Annotated in this window: 16 protein-coding genes; 8 read left to right on the top strand and 8 right to left on the bottom strand. The window is 73.0% G+C overall.

Annotated features, from left to right (window positions below; all coding sequences use genetic code 11):
* Nucleotides 1-106: 106 nt before the first annotated feature.
* Nucleotides 107-1,627 carry a glycoside hydrolase family 3 protein gene (locus tag ACQP10_RS09260; protein WP_346020768.1) on the bottom strand — a complete coding sequence of 507 codons (1,521 nt, stop codon included), beginning with the start codon at nt 1,625-1,627 and terminating at the stop codon, nt 107-109.
* Nucleotides 1,628-1,931: 304 nt separating this feature from the next.
* Here ACQP10_RS09260 and ACQP10_RS09255 point away from each other — a divergent pair, with 304 nt between their 5' ends.
* Nucleotides 1,932-2,561 carry a phosphatase PAP2 family protein gene (locus ACQP10_RS09255; RefSeq protein ID WP_433541220.1) on the top strand — a complete coding sequence of 210 codons (630 nt, stop codon included), beginning with the start codon at nt 1,932-1,934 and terminating at the stop codon, nt 2,559-2,561.
* Nucleotides 2,562-2,959: 398 nt separating this feature from the next.
* Here the strand turns inward: ACQP10_RS09255 and ACQP10_RS09250 are convergent, their stop codons facing one another.
* Both ACQP10_RS09250 and ACQP10_RS09245 read right to left on the bottom strand, forming a co-directional pair.
* Nucleotides 2,960-3,616, bottom strand: a complete 657-nt coding sequence (locus ACQP10_RS09250; RefSeq protein WP_433541888.1) for a response regulator — start codon at nt 3,614-3,616, stop codon at nt 2,960-2,962.
* 103 nt (nt 3,617-3,719) lie between these two features.
* On the bottom strand, nt 3,720-5,348 hold the full coding sequence (locus ACQP10_RS09245; RefSeq protein WP_346020770.1) for a sensor histidine kinase: 1,629 nt from the start codon (nt 5,346-5,348) through the stop codon (nt 3,720-3,722).
* A gap of 91 nt (nt 5,349-5,439) precedes the next feature.
* Between ACQP10_RS09245 and ACQP10_RS09240 the strand changes: the two genes are divergently transcribed.
* Nucleotides 5,440-6,138 (top strand): TetR/AcrR family transcriptional regulator, encoded by a 699-nt coding sequence (locus ACQP10_RS09240; protein WP_179818984.1) that lies wholly within the window; start codon nt 5,440-5,442, stop codon nt 6,136-6,138.
* 269 nt (nt 6,139-6,407) lie between these two features.
* Entirely contained in the window at nt 6,408-7,124 is a 717-nt protein-coding gene (locus ACQP10_RS09235; protein ID WP_346020771.1) for a DNA alkylation repair protein, read from the top strand.
* A gap of 252 nt (nt 7,125-7,376) precedes the next feature.
* Here the strand turns inward: ACQP10_RS09235 and ACQP10_RS09230 are convergent, their stop codons facing one another.
* The 5 genes from ACQP10_RS09230 to ACQP10_RS09210 all read right to left on the bottom strand — a co-directional run bounded on the left by ACQP10_RS09230 (nt 7,377) and on the right by ACQP10_RS09210 (nt 12,408).
* Nucleotides 7,377-8,288, bottom strand: a complete 912-nt coding sequence (locus ACQP10_RS09230; protein ID WP_346020772.1) for a carbohydrate ABC transporter permease — start codon at nt 8,286-8,288, stop codon at nt 7,377-7,379.
* A complete protein-coding gene (locus ACQP10_RS09225) occupies nt 8,288-9,190 on the bottom strand; it encodes a carbohydrate ABC transporter permease (protein ID WP_399499770.1) in 903 nt (300 codons plus the stop codon). The genes ACQP10_RS09230 and ACQP10_RS09225 overlap by 1 nt, the downstream gene beginning before the upstream one ends.
* Nucleotides 9,191-9,329: 139 nt before the next feature.
* Nucleotides 9,330-10,739 (bottom strand): N-acetylglucosamine/diacetylchitobiose ABC transporter substrate-binding protein, encoded by a 1,410-nt coding sequence (gene ngcE / locus ACQP10_RS09220; RefSeq protein ID WP_346020774.1) that lies wholly within the window; start codon nt 10,737-10,739, stop codon nt 9,330-9,332.
* Between the two features lie 19 nt (nt 10,740-10,758).
* Complete coding sequence (locus tag ACQP10_RS09215; RefSeq protein ID WP_433541219.1) at nt 10,759-11,529, bottom strand: sugar isomerase domain-containing protein; 771 nt, start codon at nt 11,527-11,529, stop codon at nt 10,759-10,761.
* Between the two features lie 3 nt (nt 11,530-11,532).
* Nucleotides 11,533-12,408: a MurR/RpiR family transcriptional regulator gene (locus ACQP10_RS09210; protein WP_346020776.1), complete on the bottom strand. Its 876-nt coding sequence runs from the start codon at nt 12,406-12,408 to the stop codon at nt 11,533-11,535.
* Between the two features lie 238 nt (nt 12,409-12,646).
* Between ACQP10_RS09210 and ACQP10_RS09205 the strand changes: the two genes are divergently transcribed.
* From ACQP10_RS09205 to ACQP10_RS09185, 5 genes are all read left to right on the top strand, one after another.
* Nucleotides 12,647-13,294: a MerR family transcriptional regulator gene (locus tag ACQP10_RS09205; protein WP_346020777.1), complete on the top strand. Its 648-nt coding sequence runs from the start codon at nt 12,647-12,649 to the stop codon at nt 13,292-13,294.
* Nucleotides 13,295-13,540: 246 nt separating this feature from the next.
* On the top strand, nt 13,541-14,554 hold the full coding sequence (gene glnII, locus ACQP10_RS09200; RefSeq protein ID WP_346020778.1) for a glutamine synthetase: 1,014 nt from the start codon (nt 13,541-13,543) through the stop codon (nt 14,552-14,554).
* Between the two features lie 422 nt (nt 14,555-14,976).
* Complete coding sequence (locus ACQP10_RS09195; protein WP_433541218.1) at nt 14,977-15,663, top strand: TrmB family transcriptional regulator; 687 nt, start codon at nt 14,977-14,979, stop codon at nt 15,661-15,663.
* A 76-nt stretch (nt 15,664-15,739) separates the two neighbouring features.
* Entirely contained in the window at nt 15,740-17,407 is a 1,668-nt protein-coding gene (locus tag ACQP10_RS09190) for an FAD-dependent oxidoreductase (RefSeq protein WP_346020780.1), read from the top strand.
* A 70-nt stretch (nt 17,408-17,477) separates the two neighbouring features.
* Nucleotides 17,478-18,893, top strand: coding sequence for an ATP-binding protein (locus ACQP10_RS09185; RefSeq protein ID WP_433541217.1), 1,416 nt, complete (start codon nt 17,478-17,480; stop codon nt 18,891-18,893).
* Nucleotides 18,894-18,965: the final 72 nt, after the last annotated feature.

Genomic DNA, 18,965 nt, shown 5'->3' with positions numbered 1-18,965 from the left:
ACGGCCGGGCGGGTCCCCGTTCGGGGATTCGTTCCGCCCCGCTCCGGCGTTATCTCTGGCTTATCGGTTCTTCCGAGAAGGACACCCTTTACGAAGTATGTCCGATTTAGCCGTCAGAGCCCGCGCACCCGGCGAGCAGCTCGGCGGCGGCCTGGCCGCAGACGCGGGCGGCGCCGTACGTCGCCACGTGGACCGCGCCGAGGTCGCAGCGGTCGGGCAGCCCCATCTCGACCACGACGGCGTCCGGGCGGGCGGCCAGCAGGTGTTCGAGGACGGCGGTCTGCCAGGCGTGGCGGTGGGCGTCGCGGACGACGGCGACCAGAGGACGTCCGGCCGCCGTGGCCAGGGCCGCCTCGACCGCTCCCCCGGTGGCCTCGGGGGCGGTCAGGCGGGTCACCGTGGTGCCGGGCAGCAGCTTGCCGAGCGGCTCGCCGACGCCCCAGGGGGTGTGCGGGTCGATGGCGAGGTTCATCTCGGGGGCGAGTTCGAGCACGTGAGGCGGGGCGGGCAGCGGGATGACGGCGGCCGAGGAGCGCCGGGTGACCCGCAGCGCCCGCCGGGCGGCGGCCAGGCCGACGGGGACGTCCCCGGGGGACGCGGAGACGGCGGACCGGCGGGCGGGTCCCGCGGAGGCGGCCCAGAGGGCCAGGTCGCAGACCCGCTCGGCCGCGTCGGCCAGCCGTTCCTCGGGGAGCCTGCCCTCGATCACGGCGTCGGCGATGGCGTCGCGCACCTCGACGGCGGTCCGCTCGTCGGCGTGCTCGCCGCCCACGCAGATCGCGTCGGCTCCGGCGGCGATGGCCAGCGCGGACGCGCCGCCGATGCCGTGGGGCCCGGAGACCGCCTCCATCTCGATGCCGTCGGTGACGATGACGCCCTCGAAGCCCAGCTCGTCGCGGAGCAGGTCGCGCAGCACCGGACCGCTGAGCGTGGCGGGCTGGGCGCGGTCGATCGCCGGGACCAGCAGGTGACCGGTCATGACCGCCCGCACCCCCTCGGCCACGGCCGCGCGGAAGGGCGGCAGCGCCACCTCGCGCAGCTCGTCCGCGTCGGCGCCGACGATCGGCAGGCCGTGGTGGGAGTCGACGGAGGTGTCGCCGTGCCCGGGGAAGTGCTTGGCGCAGGCGGCGACCCCGGCCGACTGCAGACCGCGGATCCAGGCGGCGGTGTGCCGGGCGACCAGGGCCGGGCCGGCGCCGAAGGAACGCAGACCGATGACCGGGTTGCGCGGGTTGGAGTTCACGTCCGCCGAAGGGGCGAAGTCGAGGTTGATCCCGGCCAGGGCGAGGTCGCGCCCGAGGTCGCGGGCGATCTCCTCGGTGAGGCCGGGATCGTCCACCACGCCCAGGGCGAAGTTCCCCGGCCTGCCGCTGCCGGTGGCGGCCTCCAGGCGGGTGACCTCCCCCGCCTCCTCGTCGATCCCGACGAGGACCTGCGGGTTCTCCGCGCGCAGCGCCGCGGTGAGGTCCGCGACCTGGCTCGGAGAGGCGATGTTGCGGGAGAAGAGCACCACTCCGGTCAGGCCGTCGGACAGCCGCCGCCGGAGCCAGTCGGGCGGGGTCCTCCCCTCGAATCCGGGGAGAACGACGGTGTCCGCCAGGCGAAGCAGCTCTCGGCCGCGCTTCATGCATCCTCCTCGCCCGGCGACGGCGTCTCCTGCCGTGGGCGCGCGGGCAGCACGTTGTCCCAGGGGCCTTCCCGGCGAGAGCGCTCTCCCGGGACTCCCCGCAAATCTAATAGGAAAGTTTACTAATTACCAGGGGGCTGACCGTGGGCCTTCGCCCCGGTAACCGGTCCCGTTCCCCGCGGGTCCCGGTCGGCGTGGGCGGCATTGACCAAAGTCAACGGCAGCCGGCGACGTTCGGCGACGGCCGGCCGCACCTCCCGTTCCCTACGGTCATCAGCACCGCATGGAACGACACGGAGGAAGCGTGCCCAACGAGATCGAAGACGTCCCCGACGTGAGCGCCGAGTGGTACCGGCAGATCACCGCGTTCGCCCGGACCACCCCGCACTGGTTCCAGGAGCTGGCCGAGATCGGCACCGAGGCCGTACTGCTGGTCTTCGCCGTCCTGTATCTCGCCGCCTGGTGGCGGGCCAGGCGGCGCGACGACCGGGCCATGGCGCTGGCGCTCCTCGCCCCCGCCGCGATGGTGGCGTCCTACCTGGTCAGCGAGATCGTCAAGGACGTGCTGCGGATCGACCGCCCCTGCCGCTTGGTCCACGGCGTGGTCACCCTCGTCCCGTGCCCGGAGTTCGGGGACTGGTCGCTGCCGAGCAACCACGCGACGCTCGCCGGCGCCACCGCCGTGGCGCTGGCCGTCGCCTGGCGCCGCACGCTGCTCTACGTGCCGGTGCTGGCGGCGCTGGGGGCCTTCTCCCGGGTGTTCGTCGGCGTCCACTTCCCGCACGACGTCCTGGCCGGCCTGCTGCTCGGCGCGGTGGTGGCGCCGCTGGTCATGTGGGCCCTGGCCGTACCGGTGACGAGGCTGGTCGGCCGGTGGCGCGCGCACGCCACCCTCCGGACGCTGGTGCTGGACACCAGGACGGCCCGCCGCTAGGACCTGTTCCGTGGATCCCCGCCACGGCGAAGCTCCGCGGAAGAAGCTCCACGGAACGGGTCCCGGGGCCCTCCACGGCCTCGTCCGCGCCGGGAACACCCGACCCGCCGGGAAACCACGCCGCCCCCTTGTGAAGCGGGTGCCGACAAGCGATCATGAATGCCCGTAAGGCCGGCAGCGGCGCCTACTACAGCGGCAAGTGGTACGTGAAGGGCTGCTACTCGACCGACGGCTGCTGAGTCTCCGGGCCTGGACCTCCGAGGGTCCAGGCCCCGGCCCGCCTCCGGCCCGCTCCCCCGCGCCGCTCCGGACATCTCTCCGGACGCCTCTTCGGGCGCCGTGGCACCACCGGGTACGGGCGCCCCGCGCCCCGGCCCCCTCACCGCGGCGGAGTCCGCTCAGGACCGCGCGGCCAGCCCCGCCTCGTGGGCCAGGATTGCGGCCTGCACCCGGTTGCGCACGCCGAGCCGGCCCAGGATCGTGCTCACGTACGTCTTGACGCTGCCCTCGGCCAGGTGCAGGCGGCGGGCGATCTCCGCGTTGGACAGCCCCGCGCCGAGCAGGCCGAGGACCTCCCGCTCGCGGCCGGTGAGCGCGCCGATCCGGTCGCGGGCGGCGGCGCTCCTGGCGAGCCGGTCGCCGGTGATGCCGTCGATCACCCGGGAGGCGACCCGGGGCGACAGGTAGGCGGCGCCCTCGGCGACCGCCCGCACCCCGAGCAGGAACTCGCGCGGGTCACCGGTCTTGAGCAGGAAACCGGCCGCGCCGTCACCGAGCGCCCTGGCGATGGCGGCGTCCTCACCGAAGGCGGTCATGATCAGCACCGCCGTACCGGGGGCGATCCGGCGCAGCTCAGGGACCGCGGCCAGCCCGTCGAGCCCGGGCATCCGGATGTCCACCAGCGCGACGTCCGGCCGGTGGACGCGCACCAGATCGACCAGGGACCGGCCGTCACCGGCCTCGGCGACCACCTCGATCCCGGGATCGGCGGACAGGATCATCCGCACCCCCGCGCGGACCACGGCCTCGTCGTCGGCCAGCACGACCCGGACCACCATGTCCCCCTCCGAACCTCGCAAATCCCACGCACCCCTCACGCGAATCCCGCGTGAACCCCCACGGCCCTCCGGCCCGGCGGGCCCCGGCCGCCGCCCGACTCTACGGAACCCGGCCGACGGGCAGGAAATCCTTGCCCACCAGCCGCCCGCCCGCGAAGCACAGCCGGTACAGCTCCCCGCCCCGCGCGCCGAAGGGGTCGGCGTGCGTGCCGTAGTACCGGCACCGGGCCCCCGCGGGCACCGGCGGCTCCCCCACCGCCGGGCCGTCGATCCGCGTCCTGGCCGGGAGCAGGGCCTCCACCGCGGCCTGCTCCATCCCCGTCCGGAGCCGCCCGAAGCCGGCCGGGGACAGCACGGAGGTGGCGGCGTCGTAGGCGGTGTACCCCACCACGGCGGCCGCCGTCCCGATGACCGTGAGCAGGGCGGCGGTGAGCGCCACCACCCGGGTGCGGCGCACCCGGCGCCGGGCCCGCCGCAGGTGGTCGGCGGACGGCACGGGGACGTCCCGCACCGGACCGGGGACGCGGGGCAGCCTGGCCGTCAGCTCGAACCCGCCGGCCCGCTCCCCCGCGTGGAGCGACCCGCCGCACAGGCGCACCCGCTCGGCCAGCCCGACGAGCCCGTACCCCCCGCCCGGTCCCGCCCCGCCCGGGTCCGCCGCCCCGGTCGCCGCTCCCGCCCCGTTTCCCGGCCGGCCCGGGTCCGCCGGGCCGGTCCCGGCCGCAGGGGTGCCCGCGGCGCGGGGCGGCGGGCCGCCGAGGCCGGTCACCACTGTCACCACGGTCTCGTCCGCGGTCCGGTCCAGCCGGACCGTCACCGGCGCTCCGGCCGCGTGCTTGGCCGCGTTGGTCAGGCCCTCCTGCACGACCCGCCGTACGGCCTGCCCGGCCATCGGGGCGAGGCCGTCCTCCCCGGGGCCGTGCAGTTCGACGTCCATGCCCGCCGCCCGGGCCCGCTCGACGAGGTCGGCGACGCCGTGCCGCACCGGGTCGGGGGCGGTGTCGTCGCGGAGCACCTCGACGATCTCCCGGAGGCGGCCGGCGGCGGCGGTGACCGCCGACCGGGCCTGCCCGGCGATCTCCCGGTGGCGTTCCGCGAGGTCGGGGGCCACCTCCAGCGCGCCGATCCGCAGCGCGACCAGGCTCAGCTCGTGGCCCAGCAGGTCGTGCATGTCCCCGGCGATGCGGGCGCGCTCGCGCAGCCGTACCTGCTCGGCGACGGCGCGCTGCTCACGCTCCAGCCGTTCGGCCCGTTCCCAGCCCGCGCGGACCAGCTCCAGGTGCTGGTGCCGGGCGTGCCCCGCCAGCCAGGGGACGACCCCGAACAGGGCGATCCCGGCGACCGTCACGAACCAGTCCCCGGTGTCACGGCTCAGCACCGGTACGGCGAGCACCGTCGCGGCCGTGCCGGCGCCCAGCGCGATCAGCGCGGGCCGCACCCGCGGCACGCGCAGGCCCGCCAGGTAGCTCATGACGGCCAGCGCCGGGAAGCAGCCCACCGCCTTGCCGGTCCCGGCCGCGGCCAGCCAGAGCGCCGCGGTGACGAGCATCGCCGGAAGCGGGCGCGACCGGCCCAGCGCCACGGCCGCCCCGATGGCGGCGGCCCCGGCGGCGATCTCCCAGGGGGTGTAGCGGTCGGCCAGCAGGACGGACCGGCCGCCCCACAGCAGGGGCAGGCACAGCACCGCCCACAGCAGGAGATCCCTGGCCGCCGTCGCCTTCCGCCTCACGCGGGCCACGGTATCCGGACAGCGGCCCGCCAGGGAAAACGGGCGTGAGCTGGTATGTTCCGGTGAACAAGCGATTGCGCAAAGGACCATAATGGGTGACGTGAACCCGCGAAAGAACTCCGGCGGCACGACCGGCGCCCCGGCCAGGCGCCAGGGCGCGGCCAGGCGCGCGACCGCGTCCGGCTCGGCCTCCGAGCGCCGTGACCACCTCGTCCAGCTGGCCGCCGAGCTCTTCGCCCGCAAGGGGTTCCAGGCCACGACCGTCCGCGAGATCGCGGTGGAGGCCGGCATCCTGTCCGGGAGCCTCTACCACCACTTCGACTCCAAGGAGTCGATCGTCGACGAGGTGCTGACCACCTTCCTCGACGACCTGGTGGGCCGCTACCGCGCCGTGCTGGCGCGCGGGGGCGAACCGCGCGAGGTCCTGGCGGAGATGGTCCGCACCGGGTTCGCCGCGCTGAAGCCGCACCGCGCCGCGGTCACCGTCATGCAGAACGACTGGAACTACCTGCGATCCCTGCCCGGCGACCGCTTCGGCTACCTGGTGAAGGCCGAGGAGGAGGTCGAGCGGATGTGGATCGAGCAGATCAAGCGGGGCCAGGCCACCGGCGGGATCCGTCCCGACGTCGATCCCAAGCTCACCTACCGCATGATCCGCGACACCATCTGGGTCGCGGTCCGCTGGTTCCGGCCGGACGGCCGCCTCGACACCGCGGCCATCGCCGAGCACTACATCATGATCCTCTTCGACGGCCTGGCCACCGGCGAGCGCAGCAGCCACCCGGGCTGACGGCCCGCGGGCCACGAGCCGGACGCCCCGGCCCGCGGCTTCCGGGTGACGGCCGCTCCCGGGCGGCGGTTTCCGGGCCCGGCTTGACGCCCGGGGACGGAACCGACACGGTGATGCGAACCGGCACGGCGACGCCCGGCGGCAGGCGAGGGGCGGACCGGCGGCGGAGCCGAGAAGGAGCCGAGGAGAATCCGGCGAAGAGCCGACGAGGAGCTGACCATGAGCGCCGGGCGGGCCACGCGCGGGGACGGCGCGGCGGACGGGGAGTGATGGACACACTGCACAAGGCCGTGCGGATCGCCCTGACAGAGGCGGCGGACCCGGGCAAGGCCGAGGCGATGCGGGCCTACATGAAGTCGGATCTGCCCTTCCTCGGGGCCCAGGCGGTGCCGCGCCGTACCGCGCTCCGGAGGGTCTTCGGCGAGCACCCGCTGCGGGACGCGCGCGAGTGGCGCGAGGCGGCGCTGACGCTGTGGCGGGACGCCGAGTACCGCGAGGAGCGCTACGCCGCGATCGAGCTGACCGGTTTCCGCCTCTACCGGGCCCACCAGACGCTCGACGCGCTGCCGATGTACGAGGAGATGATCGTCACCGGGGCGTGGTGGGACTACGTCGACGAGCTGGCCGTCCACCGCGTCGGCGGCCTGCTGGCGGCCTTCCCCGACGTCATGCGCCCGCTCATGCTGCGCTGGGCCCGCGACCGCGACCTGTGGCGGCGCCGTACGGCCATCCTGTGCCAGAACCGGTTCCGGGGGGCCACCGACCCGGGCCTGCTCTACGCCTGCATCGAGCCGAGCCTGTCCGACAACGACTTCTTCGCCCGCAAGGCGATCGGCTGGGCGCTGCGCGAGTACGCCAAGAGCAACCCCGGCGAGGTGCTCCGCTACGTCGATCACATGGGCATCACCGGCCTGAGCCGCCGCGAGGCCCTGAAGAACCTGACGGATCCCAGGAACGCCGGGAGCCCGAAGAGCCCGGCGGTGTGAGGGGCCGGATGACGTGAGGGGCCGCGGGGCCCGCCGCCCCCTGATCCGCCGCCGGGCGATCCGGCCGGCGGACGGCCGGTCCGGCAGGCGGGCGGACGCCCGGACCCGGCACCGCCGGGCGGCCCCTCCCGGGGAAGGTGGAGAGGCCGCCCGCCGGCCCGGCCCCCGGCCCGGATGCCCGGCCGTCCTCCGCCGGCCCGGATGCCCGGCCGCCGGGCGGAGGGCGGCACGCAGCGGGGCGTCAGCGGGACGTCACTTGAGCGCCCCGGCGGTCAGGCCCTTCTGGATCTGGCTCTGGAAGATCGTGTAGACCACGAGCATCGGCAGGATCGCCATGCTGAGCGCCGCGAACAGGGCCGACCAGTCGGCGTCGTAGCCCGCGGCGGTGGAGATGTCGGCGATGCCCTGGGTGAGCACCCACTTGCTCCGGTCGGAGTTGAGCAGCACCAGCGGGAGCTGGTACTGGTTCCACTGCCCCAGCACGTTGAAGATCGTCACGCTGACGATGCCCGGCCGGGCCATGGGCAGCATGATCTGGAAGAACACCCGGGTGTGCGAGGCCCCGTCCACGAAGGCGGCCTCGGCCACCGCGCCGGGCAGCGTCCGGAAGAACGCCGCCAGGAAGAACACGGTGAACGGCAGCGAGTAGGCGATGTAGACCAGGACCAGCCCGGCGTGGGTGTTCAGCCCGATGAACGGCCCGACCACCGGCAGCGTCCCCATGTTCTGCACGACGAAGAACAGCGGGGTCAGCGCGAGGTAGACCGGGAAGGCCAGACCGGAGACGAACAGGAGATAGATCGCCCGGTTGCCGGCGAACCGGTAGCGGGCCAGCACGTAGGCCGCCATGGAGCCGAACAGCATGGTGCCGAACACGCCGAATGCCACGACGACCACGCTGTTGATCATGTACTGGCCGATGTGGGCCTGGTCCCACGCCCGTGCCCAGTTGTCGAGGCGCAGGGCGGCCGGCAGCGACCAGGCGTCGCCGAAGATCTCGTCCTCGCTCTTGACCGACGCCAGGAAGGTCCATGCGATCGGGACCACGACCAGGACCGTCCACACCAGCAGCGCGAGGTGCGTCAGGACCCCGAACGGGCCGAGCCGCCGCCTGCGCTCCTCCCGGGCGAGGGCCCGGCTGCGGGGTATCGCCGCTTCCGCCACTAGAACTCGATTCGCTCACGCCGCGACAGGCGCAGGGCCAGCGCCGCGAACCCGATGGTGAAGAAGAAGAGCACCACGCCCATCGCCGAGGCGTAGCCGAACTTGAAGTACTGGAAGGCCGTCCGGTAGATCTCCGCGGCCATCACGGTCGTGGAGTGGTCGGGCCCGCCGTGCTCGGCCGTCATCACCCACACGACGGCGAAGACGTCCAGCGCCGCGATGCCGAGGTAGACCCAGCCGACCTGGATGGTGTCCCACAGCAGGGGCAGGGTGATCCGGAAGAAGAGCTGCGCTCCCCCGGCGCCGTCGATCGCCGCCGCCTCGAACAGGTCACGTGGGATGGAGGCGATGCCGGCCGAGAACAGCACCACGTAGAAGCCGACCGCCTGCCAGACGAGCACGCCGAGGATCGACCACAGCGCCACGCCGGTGTCGGACAGGAAGCCGACGGGCTCGAACCCGAGGGCGATCAGCGGCGCGTTGAGCATGCCGCTCCGGTCAGGCCGGAAGACCTGCTGGAACAGCACCGCGACCACGGCCACGGCCAGCACCTGGGGGAAGAAGAACACCACCCGGTAGAACTTCGACCCCCACACGCCCGCGGCGCCGCCCCGTCCCCCGGCGTTGAGCAGGAACGCGAAGAAGAGGGCGATACCGACGGTGAGCAGCGGCATCAGGATCAGCAGGAGCAGGTTGTGGCCGACCGCCGTCCAGAAGACGTCGTCCTCGAAAAGCCTGCGGAAGTTCTCCAGGCCGACGAACCCCGGGGACGCGGTGACCCCGCGCCAGTCGGTGAGCGCGATGTAGAACGCCTGCGCGTAGGGGGCGATCACATAGATCAGGTACAGCGCCACCGGGACCGCGAGGAACCCGGTGACGAACCTCAGCCTGCCGTGGTTCACCGGCCGTCCTCCGCTTCCCCGGCCGCCGCGCCCGGCGCGCCCACCGCGTGCTCCGTACGCGCCGGACGCGGAGTCCACGCGGTACGCGCCGTGCCCTTCCCTGCCACCGGCCGTCCGGCCGTGCCGCCGCTCACCCCGGTTACCTCGAGAACTTCTTCACGGAGGAGTCGTTCTTGATGGAGTCGGCCTTCTTCTGCACGCGGTCCGTCCACTGGTCGACGGTCAGCTTGCCGCTCATGAGCTGCCCGGTCGCGGCGGCCACCTCATCGTGCATCTCGACGTACCACTTGCGGAACAGGAACCAGACGGTGTTGTCACCGGCCGCGGTCAGCACGTCGGAGGAGCTCTTCAGGCCCGGCTTCAGGGTGCGTCCCTCACCGGCGCCCTTGACGATGGTGAGCGTGGAGACCAGCTCCATGAACTTGCCGGCGCCCTCCTTGGAGAGCATCGCGCGCATGTACTCCATGCCCGCCCGGGGGTTGCCCGACTTGGACGGCACGACGTACTCCTCGCCCGGCCGGGCGTGCACCGTGCCGTACGGCAGGGCGTCGGAGGAGGTGAAGTCCGGCAGCGGGAACATCGCGTAGTCGAAGTCGGCGGGGGTGGTGTCCTTCTGCTCGTTCTCCAGCCAGGAGCCGCAGGGCAGCATGGCGACCTGGCCCTTGTTGTGGGCGGTCTGGGTCTGGATGTGGTCCAGGCCGGCGGTGCCCTGGAGGAGGTACTTGGCGCCGAGCTCGGCGAAGGCGGTGGCGGCCTGCTTGACCGGCTCGGCCTTCCAGGCGCCGTCCTCCAGGTTGTCGATGTTCTTCAGCACGTCCTTGCCGCCGATCTTCGCGGCGAGGGTGAGAATGGTCTCGTAGATGTAGAAGGGGTGCTTGCCGGCGTAGGTGAACGGCGCCATCTTGCCGGCCTTCTTGATGGTCTCGCAGAGCTTGAGGAAGTCGTCCCAGGTCTTGGGCGGCTGCCAGCCCTCGGCGTCGAAGAGCTTCTTGGAGTACCAGATGCCCCAGACGGTGGTGGCGTAGTTGAGGACGTACGGCGTGCCGTCGTAGCTGCCCAGCTCGATCGCGACGGGGTCGATCGTGTCGCGCACCTTGACGGCCGGGTCGTCCCAGCTCGGCGCGTCGAACAGCGGCGTGAGGTCGGCGAGCTGGCCGTCCTGGACGAGGGCGCCGAAGTCCATGGCGTCGGCGCCGGAGTTGTTGATGAACTCCGGGGGGTTGCCGCCGGCGAAGCGCGGCTGGAGGGTCTTGGCGATCTCCTTGGTCGCGTTGTGCTTGATCTCCAGCTTGGGGTGCTTGGCCTTGATCAGCGCTTCGTGGACGTCCTTGGCGTAGGCGTCGCCGAAGCCGCCGTCGAAGATCCAGATCTCCAGGGGTTTGCCCTCGGCGAAGCCGAGCGGGTTGGCCGCGCTGGTGGCTCCGGCGGCCGGCGCGGACTGGGAGGCTCCGCCGTTGCCCGCGGGAGTGGCGCAGGCGGACAGCGCCGGCAGCGCGATTCCCGCGAGGACCGCGCTGCGCAGCAGCTCGCGCCGGGACAGTTGGGTCATTCTTCCTCCTGGGGGGTGATCAGGCACCTCGCCGGATCCTTCCGGCGTAGCGGTTCTCAAGGTCGCGGTTGTGCTCGTCGCCGCCGGTCACGTTGACGGACCGGTAGACCGGCGGCGTGCGGCCCGCCCCGGCCAGGGCGCGCACCACCTCGGCGACGACCATCTGGGCCAGCAGCGCGGAGGTGATGGTGGAGACCGCCCCGAACGTGCCGCCCCCCGGCAGCGGCATCATCGCGTCGCCGTACGGCGCGCCGTTGTCGAGGACCACGTCGGCGAGGTCGAGGAGCTTGCGGCCCGAGGGGTGGCGGGAGGTCATCTCCGTACTGTGCCGTACGGAGGTCACGGCGACCAGGCCGTGGCCCTTCTCCTTGACGATGGAGGCCAGCTCCACCACCGAGCCGTTCACCCCCGAGCTGGAGATCAGCACGAACGCGTCCTGAGGCCGCACGGGGGCGAGGTCGTAGATCCGCCGGGCGACGCCGAGGTCGCGTTCCAGCTCGCTGGGAGCGCCGAGGAGCACGTCCACGGGGGCTCCGCCGTACAGGACGAGGTCGCGCAGCGAGAGCCGGTTGGTGGGCACGAGCCCGCCGGCCCGGCCGGCGATCTCCATCGCGATGGCCTCGGAGTGGCCGGAGCCGAACGCCTGGATGACGCCGTCGTCCAGGACGGACGCGGTCAGCAGCGCCGCGGCCCGTCCCACCGCCTCCGTCTGCGTGCGGACGACCTCGTCCATCAGCGCCCGCGCCTCGCGGGCGTAGTCCGCGGCTCCGACCTCCATGCCGGTCTCCACTCGTCAGCTCCTTTCCACGCGGTGGCTTTCGAGCACCCGGATGGTGAGCTCGAACGCCCGGTCGGTCTGCTCGTAGGTGCGCTGCGCGACGGCGACGTAGACGGCGTCGAGGACGAACAGCTGGGAGTGGACGGCGGCCAGGCCGCCCAGCCGGAAGGTGGTCTCCCTGCTGGCGGTGGTCAGCACCAGACGGGCGAGGTCGGCCAGCGGGGAGCGGACGAAGGAGGTGACGGCGACGGTCGTCGCGCCGCGGGCGGCGGCCTCGGCGAGCGGCTCCAGGACCTCGCGGGTGCGGCCCCGGTGGGAGACGCCGATCGCGACGTCGCCGGGGGCCAGCAGTGCCGCCTCGGCGAGGGACTCGTGGGCGTCGGCGTGGCTCCAGCAGGGCATCCCGATCCGGCGCAGCCGCCCGGCCATCATGCTCGCCGCGGACCCGCTGGTGGAGACGCCGAAGATCAGCGTCCGGCGGGCGGCGACGACGGCGTCGGCGACCCGCGCGACGGCGGCGGCGTCGAGTTGGGCCGCGGTCTCCTGGATGAGCCGGGAGTCGGTGGCGGCCATCACGCCGATCGCGACGTCCAGGGGGTCGGTGGGGGCGATCTCGTGGCCGACGCCTGCGTCCCAGTGGGCCTGCGCGGCCCGCCCGGTCTCGGTGGCCAGCGCGACCCGCAGCCCGGCGTAGCCGGTGAAGCCGAAGACCCGGCAGAACCGGGTGACGGTCGCCGGGGAGCTGCCGCTGCGCTCGGCGAGCGCCATGATCGTGGAGCGGGCGGCCGCGGCGGGGTCGGCCAGGATGGCCTCGCCGACCCGGCGGAGGGCTCCGGGCAGCGTGGGCGTCTCGGTCTGGATGCGTCCGAGTGCGCCTGCGGCCACAGACATTCCTTTCACCAGCCGGGAGATTGGATGAAAATTATTCTTACCGGGAGATCGCGTCAACCCCCTGCTGCTTTCCGGTGAAAACCGACGTGTCAGAGAAGGAAATCCCATGAATTCTCGGAAATCACGAGGATTTCGCCCGGCTCCCCGACCTTCCCGCCGTTCCAGCGCATGGCGGCCGGTCCGCCCCGGCCCGGCTCGCCGCTCCGGCGGCGGCCCGGGCCGCCGATACCATCCGGTCATGCGGATCTCCCAGCTCAGCGCCGCCACGGACGTCCCCGTCCCGACCATCAAGTACTACCTGCGCGAGGGTCTCCTCCCTCCAGGGGAGCAGACGTCGGCCACCCGGGCGGAGTACGGCGAGGGCCACGTGCGCCGGCTGCGCCTGATCCGCGCGCTGCTGGAGGTGGGCCGGCTGCCCATCGCCGCCATCCGCAGGGTGCTCGCCGCCGTGGACGACGAGAGCCTGGACATGCACACCGTACTCGGCACCGCCCACTACGCCCTCGCGCCGGCGGTCGAGCCCCGGCCCGACGACGAGGACTGGCGGCGCGCCCGCGCCGAGGTGGACCGGCTGGTCGACGACCTCGACTGGCGGGTCACCCCCTTCGCGCCCGCCCGCGACGAGCTGGCCCAGGCCGTCCTGACCCTCGGCCGGCTCGGCATGCCCGCCACCGGCGAGAGGCTGCGGTCCTACGCCGAGGCCGCGCTCCGGCTGGTCACCGAGCGCGAGACCGGCGTCATCCCCTTCGACGGCCCCCGGGAGAGCGCGGTCGAGGCGCTGGTGGTCCTGACCGTGGTGTACGGCCGGATCTTCGACGCCATGCGCCGCCTGGCCCAGGAGTCGGTCTCGGCGGGCCGCTTCGAGGCCGCCGGCTCGCCGGACTGAACGCCGGGCCGACCACCCGACCGAACACCGGGCCGGACACCGGAACGGCTCGCCCGGACCGGACGCCGAGACCGCACCGGCGTGCCGGGCCGGCCCGCGCACCGGACTCCCCAACGGGACATATCACCCAAAATACGGCAAACAGGCATCGGTAACATTCTGTTCACATACGGGCAACAGCCGGGAAACCGCTCCTTGCGAGTCTTGAAGCGCACCAGACCTCTCCCTCCTCAAGGAAGTCCGCGGATGACCTTCAAGGCCGAATACATCTGGATCGACGGCACCAAGCCGACCGCCAAGCTGCGCTCCAAGACCAGAATCCTGGCGGACGGCGCCGAGCTGCCCCTCTGGGGCTTCGACGGTTCCAGCACCAACCAGGCCGAGGGCCCGTCCTCCGACCGCGTGCTCAAGCCGGTCTTCACCTGCCCGGACCCGATCCGCGGCGGCGACAACGTGCTGGTGCTCTGCGAGGTCCTCAACACCGACCTGACCCCGCACGTCAGCAACACCCGGGCCAGGCTCGTGGAGGTCGCCGAGCGGTTCGCCGACCAGGAGTCCTGGTTCGGCATCGAGCAGGAGTACACCTTCTTCAAGGAGGGCCGCCCGCTCGGCTTCCCGCAGGGCGGCTTCCCCGCCCCGCAGGGCGGCTACTACTGCGGCGTCGGCGCCGACGAGGTCTTCGGCCGCGACGTCGTCGAGAAGCACCTCGACCTGTGCCTGGAGGCCGGCCTGGCGATCTCCGGCATCAACGCCGAGGTCATGCCGGGCCAGTGGGAGTTCCAGGTCGGCCCGGCCGGACCCGTCGAGGTCGCCGACCACCTGTGGATGGCCCGCTGGCTGCTCTACCGCGTCGCCGAGGACTTCGACATCGCCGCCACGCTCGACGCCAAGCCGGTGAAGGGCGACTGGAACGGCGCCGGCGCGCACACGAACTTCTCCACCAAGGCGATGCGCGAGGGCTACGACGCGATCATCACCGCCTGCGAGGCGCTCGCCGAGAACGCGCTGGAGCACGTCAGGAACTACGGCGACGGCGTCGAGGACCGCCTCACCGGCCACCACGAGACCGCCCGGTGGGACCAGTTCAGCTACGGCGTCTCCGACCGCGGCGCCTCGGTGCGCATCCCGTGGCAGGTCGAGGTGGACAAGAAGGGCTACATCGAGGACCGCCGCCCCAACGCCAACGTCGACCCCTACACGGTGACCCGCCTCATGGTGGACACCTGCTGCACGGCCCTGGAGAAGGCCGGCCAGGTCTGACCCTCCCGCGCCGGCGCGTCACGTCCGGGCCGCGGCCGCCCCCACCGGGGACGGCCGCGGCCCTTCGCCGTTCCCGGGGGTCCTCCGTACGGCGGCCCGGCGGAAAAGCCCACGCGATCCGAAGGCCGCGCGTGGTCCGAAGCCCCGCGCGACCCGAACCCCCGCGTGATCCGAAACCCCGCGGTCCGAAAGCCCCGTCCGACCCGAAGGCACCGCGCGGTCCGAAACCCCGACCGGCCCGAAGGCCCCGCGCGGCCGGAAAGTCCGGCACGGCCGGAAAATCCGGCGGTGAGCGACCCGTGGAACGGCCGCCGGGTTGAGCGGCCGGGAGCCGGGTCCACGACTCCGATCTGGAACATGGGACCGAATTTGGCGGTTTGGGACAACACTAAACGGTGACAGCGCGCCGTAGCATGACTGCGATGCGAGACGTCGTGGAACAGTTGCAGCGCCTGGGCATGTCGGGATACGAGGCCAAGGCGTACGTCGCGCTGGTCGGGGCCGGACGGCCGCTCAACGGCTACGAGGTGGCCAAGCGCTCGGGCGTGCCGCGCAGCACGGTCTACGAGACGCTGGGCAAGCTGGTGTCCCGGGGCGCCGCCTACGAGCTGCACGAGGAGGAGGGCGCCGTCGGCTACCAGCCGCTGCCGCCCGCGGCCCTGCTGGAGCGCATGCGCCGGGAGTTCGACGACTCGATGGAGTCGCTGCAGTCCTCGCTGCCCACGATCGCCGCGCCGCCCGAGGTGCCGCCGACCCACAACCTCAGGGACGCCGAGTCGCTGCTCACCCGCGCCGGGGACGTGGTGGCCGCCGCCCGCTCCGCCCTGCTCGTCGCGGCCTGGCCGGAGGAGACGGCGCTGCTGTCCCCGCTGGTCCGCAGGGCCGCGAAGCGCGGGGTCGAGGTGTCGGTGACGTGCTTCGGGACCGAGCCGGACAGGGCGGGAGACCGGGCCGGCGAGGACGCCGGGGGCCGCCTCCTCGTCGTCGTGGGCGACCGCCGGGAGGTCCTGATCGGCGGCCTGGCGAACGGCGCGGGCTGGGGCGTCTACACCCAGGACCGCGCCGTGGTCCTGCTGGCCGCGCAGTACATCAGCGGCGTCCGTCGCTGATCTTTGAGGCGTCCGATATTGGTATGTCCGCCTATGACATCCTTCAAGGAGGCGCCGTATCCCTGGAAGGCAGACAATGGATAAACCGGTCATCGTTACGGTTGACGACGACCCGGGCGTGTCGCGGTCGGTCGCGCGTGACCTGCGACGCCGCTACAGCCACTCCTACCGCGTCGTCCGGGCCGAGACGGCGGCCCAGGGCATGGAGAGCCTCCGCGAGCTGCGGCTGCGCGGCGACGACGTCGCGATCGTCCTCGCCGACTACCGCATGCCCCAGATGAACGGCGTGGAGTTCCTGGAGCAGGCCATGGACCTGTACCCCCACGCCCGCCGCGTGCTCCTCACCGCCTACGCCGACACCGACGCGGCGATCCAGGCGATCAACGTCGTGGACCTCGACCACTACATGCTCAAGCCGTGGGACCCGCCGGAGGAGAACCTCTACCCGGTGCTGGACGCCCAGCTCGACGCCTGGCAGCGGACCGACCGGCGCGAGACCGGCGAGCTGCGGGTGGTGGGCGCCCGCTGGTCGGCGCGGTCCTACGAGGTCCGCGACTTCCTGTCGCGCAACCAGGTGCCCTACCGCTGGCTGCTGGCCGACGCCCCCGAGGGCGCCGAGCTGCTCGCCGCGGCGGGCGAGACGGACGCGGCCCCGCCGGCCGACCGGCTTCCGGTGGTGGTCACGGCCGAGGGCGCGACGCTCACCGCCCCCTCCGTCCCGGAGCTGGCCGCGGCCGTCGGCCTGTCCACCACCCCGGCCACCGACTTCTACGACCTGGTCGTCATCGGCGGCGGCCCGGGCGGGCTGGGCGCGGCGGTCTACGGGGCCTCCGAGGGGCTGCGCACGGTGCTGGTCGAGCAGCACGCCTCCGGCGGTCAGGCCGGGCAGAGCTCCCGCATCGAGAACTACCTCGGCTTCCCCGACGGCCTGTCCGGCGCCCAGCTCGCCGACCGAGCCCGCCGCCAGGCCCTGAAGTTCGGCGCCGAGCTGCTCACCGCCCGCCAGGTCACCAGTCTGGAGGTCAGGGGCCGGGCGCGGGTGATCGGCTTCGCCGACGGCGGCAGCATCGCGGCGCACACCGTGATCCTGGCCACCGGCGTCGCCTACCGGCGGCTCACGGCCCCCGGTCTCGACGGTTTCATCGGCTCCGGCTGCTACTACGGCGCGGCCCTGACCGAGGCGTCCGAGTGCGCCGGCAGCGACGTCTACGTCGTCGGCGCGGCGAACTCGGCCGGGCAGTGCGCGGTCCACCTGTCGAAGTACGCCCGCACGGTCCATCTCCTCGTCAGGGGCGACTCGCTGGAGAGGTCCATGTCGCACTACCTGATCGAGCAGATCTCCGGGCTGCGGAACATCGAGGTGCACACCGGGACCGAGATCACCGCCGCCGAGGGCGACGACCACCTGGAGCGGCTGGTCCTCAAGGGGCCGGACGGCGAGCGGACGGTGGACACCGAGCGGTTGTTCGTCTTCATCGGCGCCGAGCCGTTCACCGACTGGCTCGGCGACACGGTCGAGCGTGACGCCCGGGGCTTCGTCCTCACCGGGCCGGACCTGACCTCCGGCGGGAACCGTCCCCGCAACTGGCCGCTCCAGCGTGAGCCGTACCACCTGGAGACCAACGTCCCCGGTGTGTTCGCCGCCGGGGACGTGCGGGCCGACTCCATCAAGCGGGTCGCCTCGGCCGTCGGCGAGGGGGCCATGGCGGTGGCGCTGGTCCACCGTTATCTGGAGAAGGCATGAGCGGGGCATCCGGAGGGGCCGCGAGCGGAACACGGGCCCGCGGCGTCGCGAGGGCTGGGAGGAAGGCCGCATGACCGATCCGGAAGTGCTCAGAGGGCTGTTCCTGTTCGAGAGGCTCGACGACGAGAAGATCGCCTGGCTGGCCTCCCACGGCGAGGAACGCGACTACGGCGCGGGTGAGACGGTCGTACGGCAGGGCGACCCCGCCGAGTCCTTCTTCGTGCTCGTCGACGGCGAGGTCATGATGACCACCGAGACCCCCGCCGGGCCGGTCTCCATGGCCCCCACCTCCCAGCCCGGCGTCTACGCCGGGGCGATCTCGGCCTACCTCGGCGACCGCGCCCCGGACTCCTACGTCCACTCGCTGCGCGCGACCAAGCCGTCGCGGCTCTTCGTGCTCCCGGCCAGGAAGTACGGCCACATGATCGGCGAGTGGTTCCCGATGGCGGTGCACCTGCTCGACGGGGTGCGCCTCGGCGGGCTCGCCCAGCGGGACTTCATCGACCGCAGGCAGCGGCTGACCGCGCTCGGCACGATCACCGCCGGGCTCACCCACGAGCTCAACAACCCGGCGGCGGCGGCCGTGCGCGCCGTGGGCGAGCTGCGGGAGATGGTCCGCTCGTCGCGGCGGGAACTGGCCGCGCTGGCCGAGGCGGGCATCCCCGCCGACCGGCTGCGCGCCCTGATCGACCTCCAGGAGGGCTGTACGGAAGGCGCCGGGGAGGCGCCCGCGCGGTCCCCGCTGGAGATCTCCGACGCCGAGGACGCGCTGGGCGAGGCGCTGGAGGAGGCCGGGGTGCCGGACGGCTGGGAGCTGGCCCCGGCGCTGGTGAGCGCGGGCTTCGGCCCCGACGGGCTGGACGCGGTGCGCGAGGCGGTCGGCGAGGAGCACCTGCCCGGCGCGGTGCGCTGGCTCTCGGAGGCCATCGAGATCGGTCAGATGCTTGACGAGGTGACCGACGCGACCGGGCGGATCTCCTCGCTGCTGGCCTCCGCTAAGCAGTACTCGCAGATGGACCGCGCGCCGTACCAGACGGTGGACGTGCGGGAGCTGCTGGACAGCACGCTCGCCATGTTCAAGGGCAAGATCCCGCCCGGGGTGAGCGTGGCGACCGACTACGACCCGGAGCTGCCGCCGATCCCCGGCTACGCCGGGGAGCTCAACCAGGTGTGGACCAACCTGATCCACAACGCGCTGGACGCGATGAACGGCAGCGGCACGCTGACCGTCCGCACCCGCGTGGAACACGACACCACCGCCCTGGTGGAGGTCTGCGACACCGGCCCCGGCGTCCCGGAGCACCTGCACGAGCGGATCTTCGAGCCGTTCTTCACCACCAAGGCCGTCGGCGAGGGCACCGGGCTGGGGCTGGACATCTCCTACCGCATCGTGGCCGGCCGGCACGGCGGCGACCTGCGGGTGGAGTCGGTGCCCGGCGACACCCGCTTCCAGGTACGGCTCCCGCTCACCGAACCGCCCGCCTGAACGGCCGGCGGGAGCCGGAGCGGGTCCATGAGGCGGACCCGGGAGCCGGGGTGGGGCGGGAGGCCGGGTGCG

The organism is Streptosporangium sandarakinum, from assembly GCF_050942225.1.
Taxonomy (GTDB): Bacteria; Actinomycetota; Actinomycetes; order Streptosporangiales; family Streptosporangiaceae; genus Streptosporangium; species Streptosporangium nondiastaticum.
Note: the sequence above shows the minus strand (reverse complement) of the source record. Positions and strands in the feature narration are given on the sequence as shown.

What these genes read in the sequence shown, in the direction of transcription:
- ACQP10_RS09260 (WP_346020768.1), bottom strand. Translation starts at nt 1,627, where the DNA reads ATGAAGCGCGGCCGAGAGCTGCTTCGCCTGGCGGACACCGTCGTTCTC.
- ACQP10_RS09240 (WP_179818984.1), top strand. Translation starts at nt 5,440, where the DNA reads ATGGGTGACGTGAACCCGCGAAAGAACTCCGGCGGCACGACCGGCGCC.
- ACQP10_RS09235 (WP_346020771.1), top strand. Translation starts at nt 6,408, where the DNA reads ATGGACACACTGCACAAGGCCGTGCGGATCGCCCTGACAGAGGCGGCG.
- ngcE (WP_346020774.1), bottom strand. Translation starts at nt 10,739, where the DNA reads ATGACCCAACTGTCCCGGCGCGAGCTGCTGCGCAGCGCGGTCCTCGCG.
- ACQP10_RS09210 (WP_346020776.1), bottom strand. Translation starts at nt 12,408, where the DNA reads ATGTCTGTGGCCGCAGGCGCACTCGGACGCATCCAGACCGAGACGCCC.
- ACQP10_RS09205 (WP_346020777.1), top strand. Translation starts at nt 12,647, where the DNA reads ATGCGGATCTCCCAGCTCAGCGCCGCCACGGACGTCCCCGTCCCGACC.
- glnII (WP_346020778.1), top strand. Translation starts at nt 13,541, where the DNA reads ATGACCTTCAAGGCCGAATACATCTGGATCGACGGCACCAAGCCGACC.
- ACQP10_RS09195 (WP_433541218.1), top strand. Translation starts at nt 14,977, where the DNA reads ATGCGAGACGTCGTGGAACAGTTGCAGCGCCTGGGCATGTCGGGATAC.
- ACQP10_RS09190 (WP_346020780.1), top strand. Translation starts at nt 15,740, where the DNA reads ATGGATAAACCGGTCATCGTTACGGTTGACGACGACCCGGGCGTGTCG.
- ACQP10_RS09185 (WP_433541217.1), top strand. Translation starts at nt 17,478, where the DNA reads ATGACCGATCCGGAAGTGCTCAGAGGGCTGTTCCTGTTCGAGAGGCTC.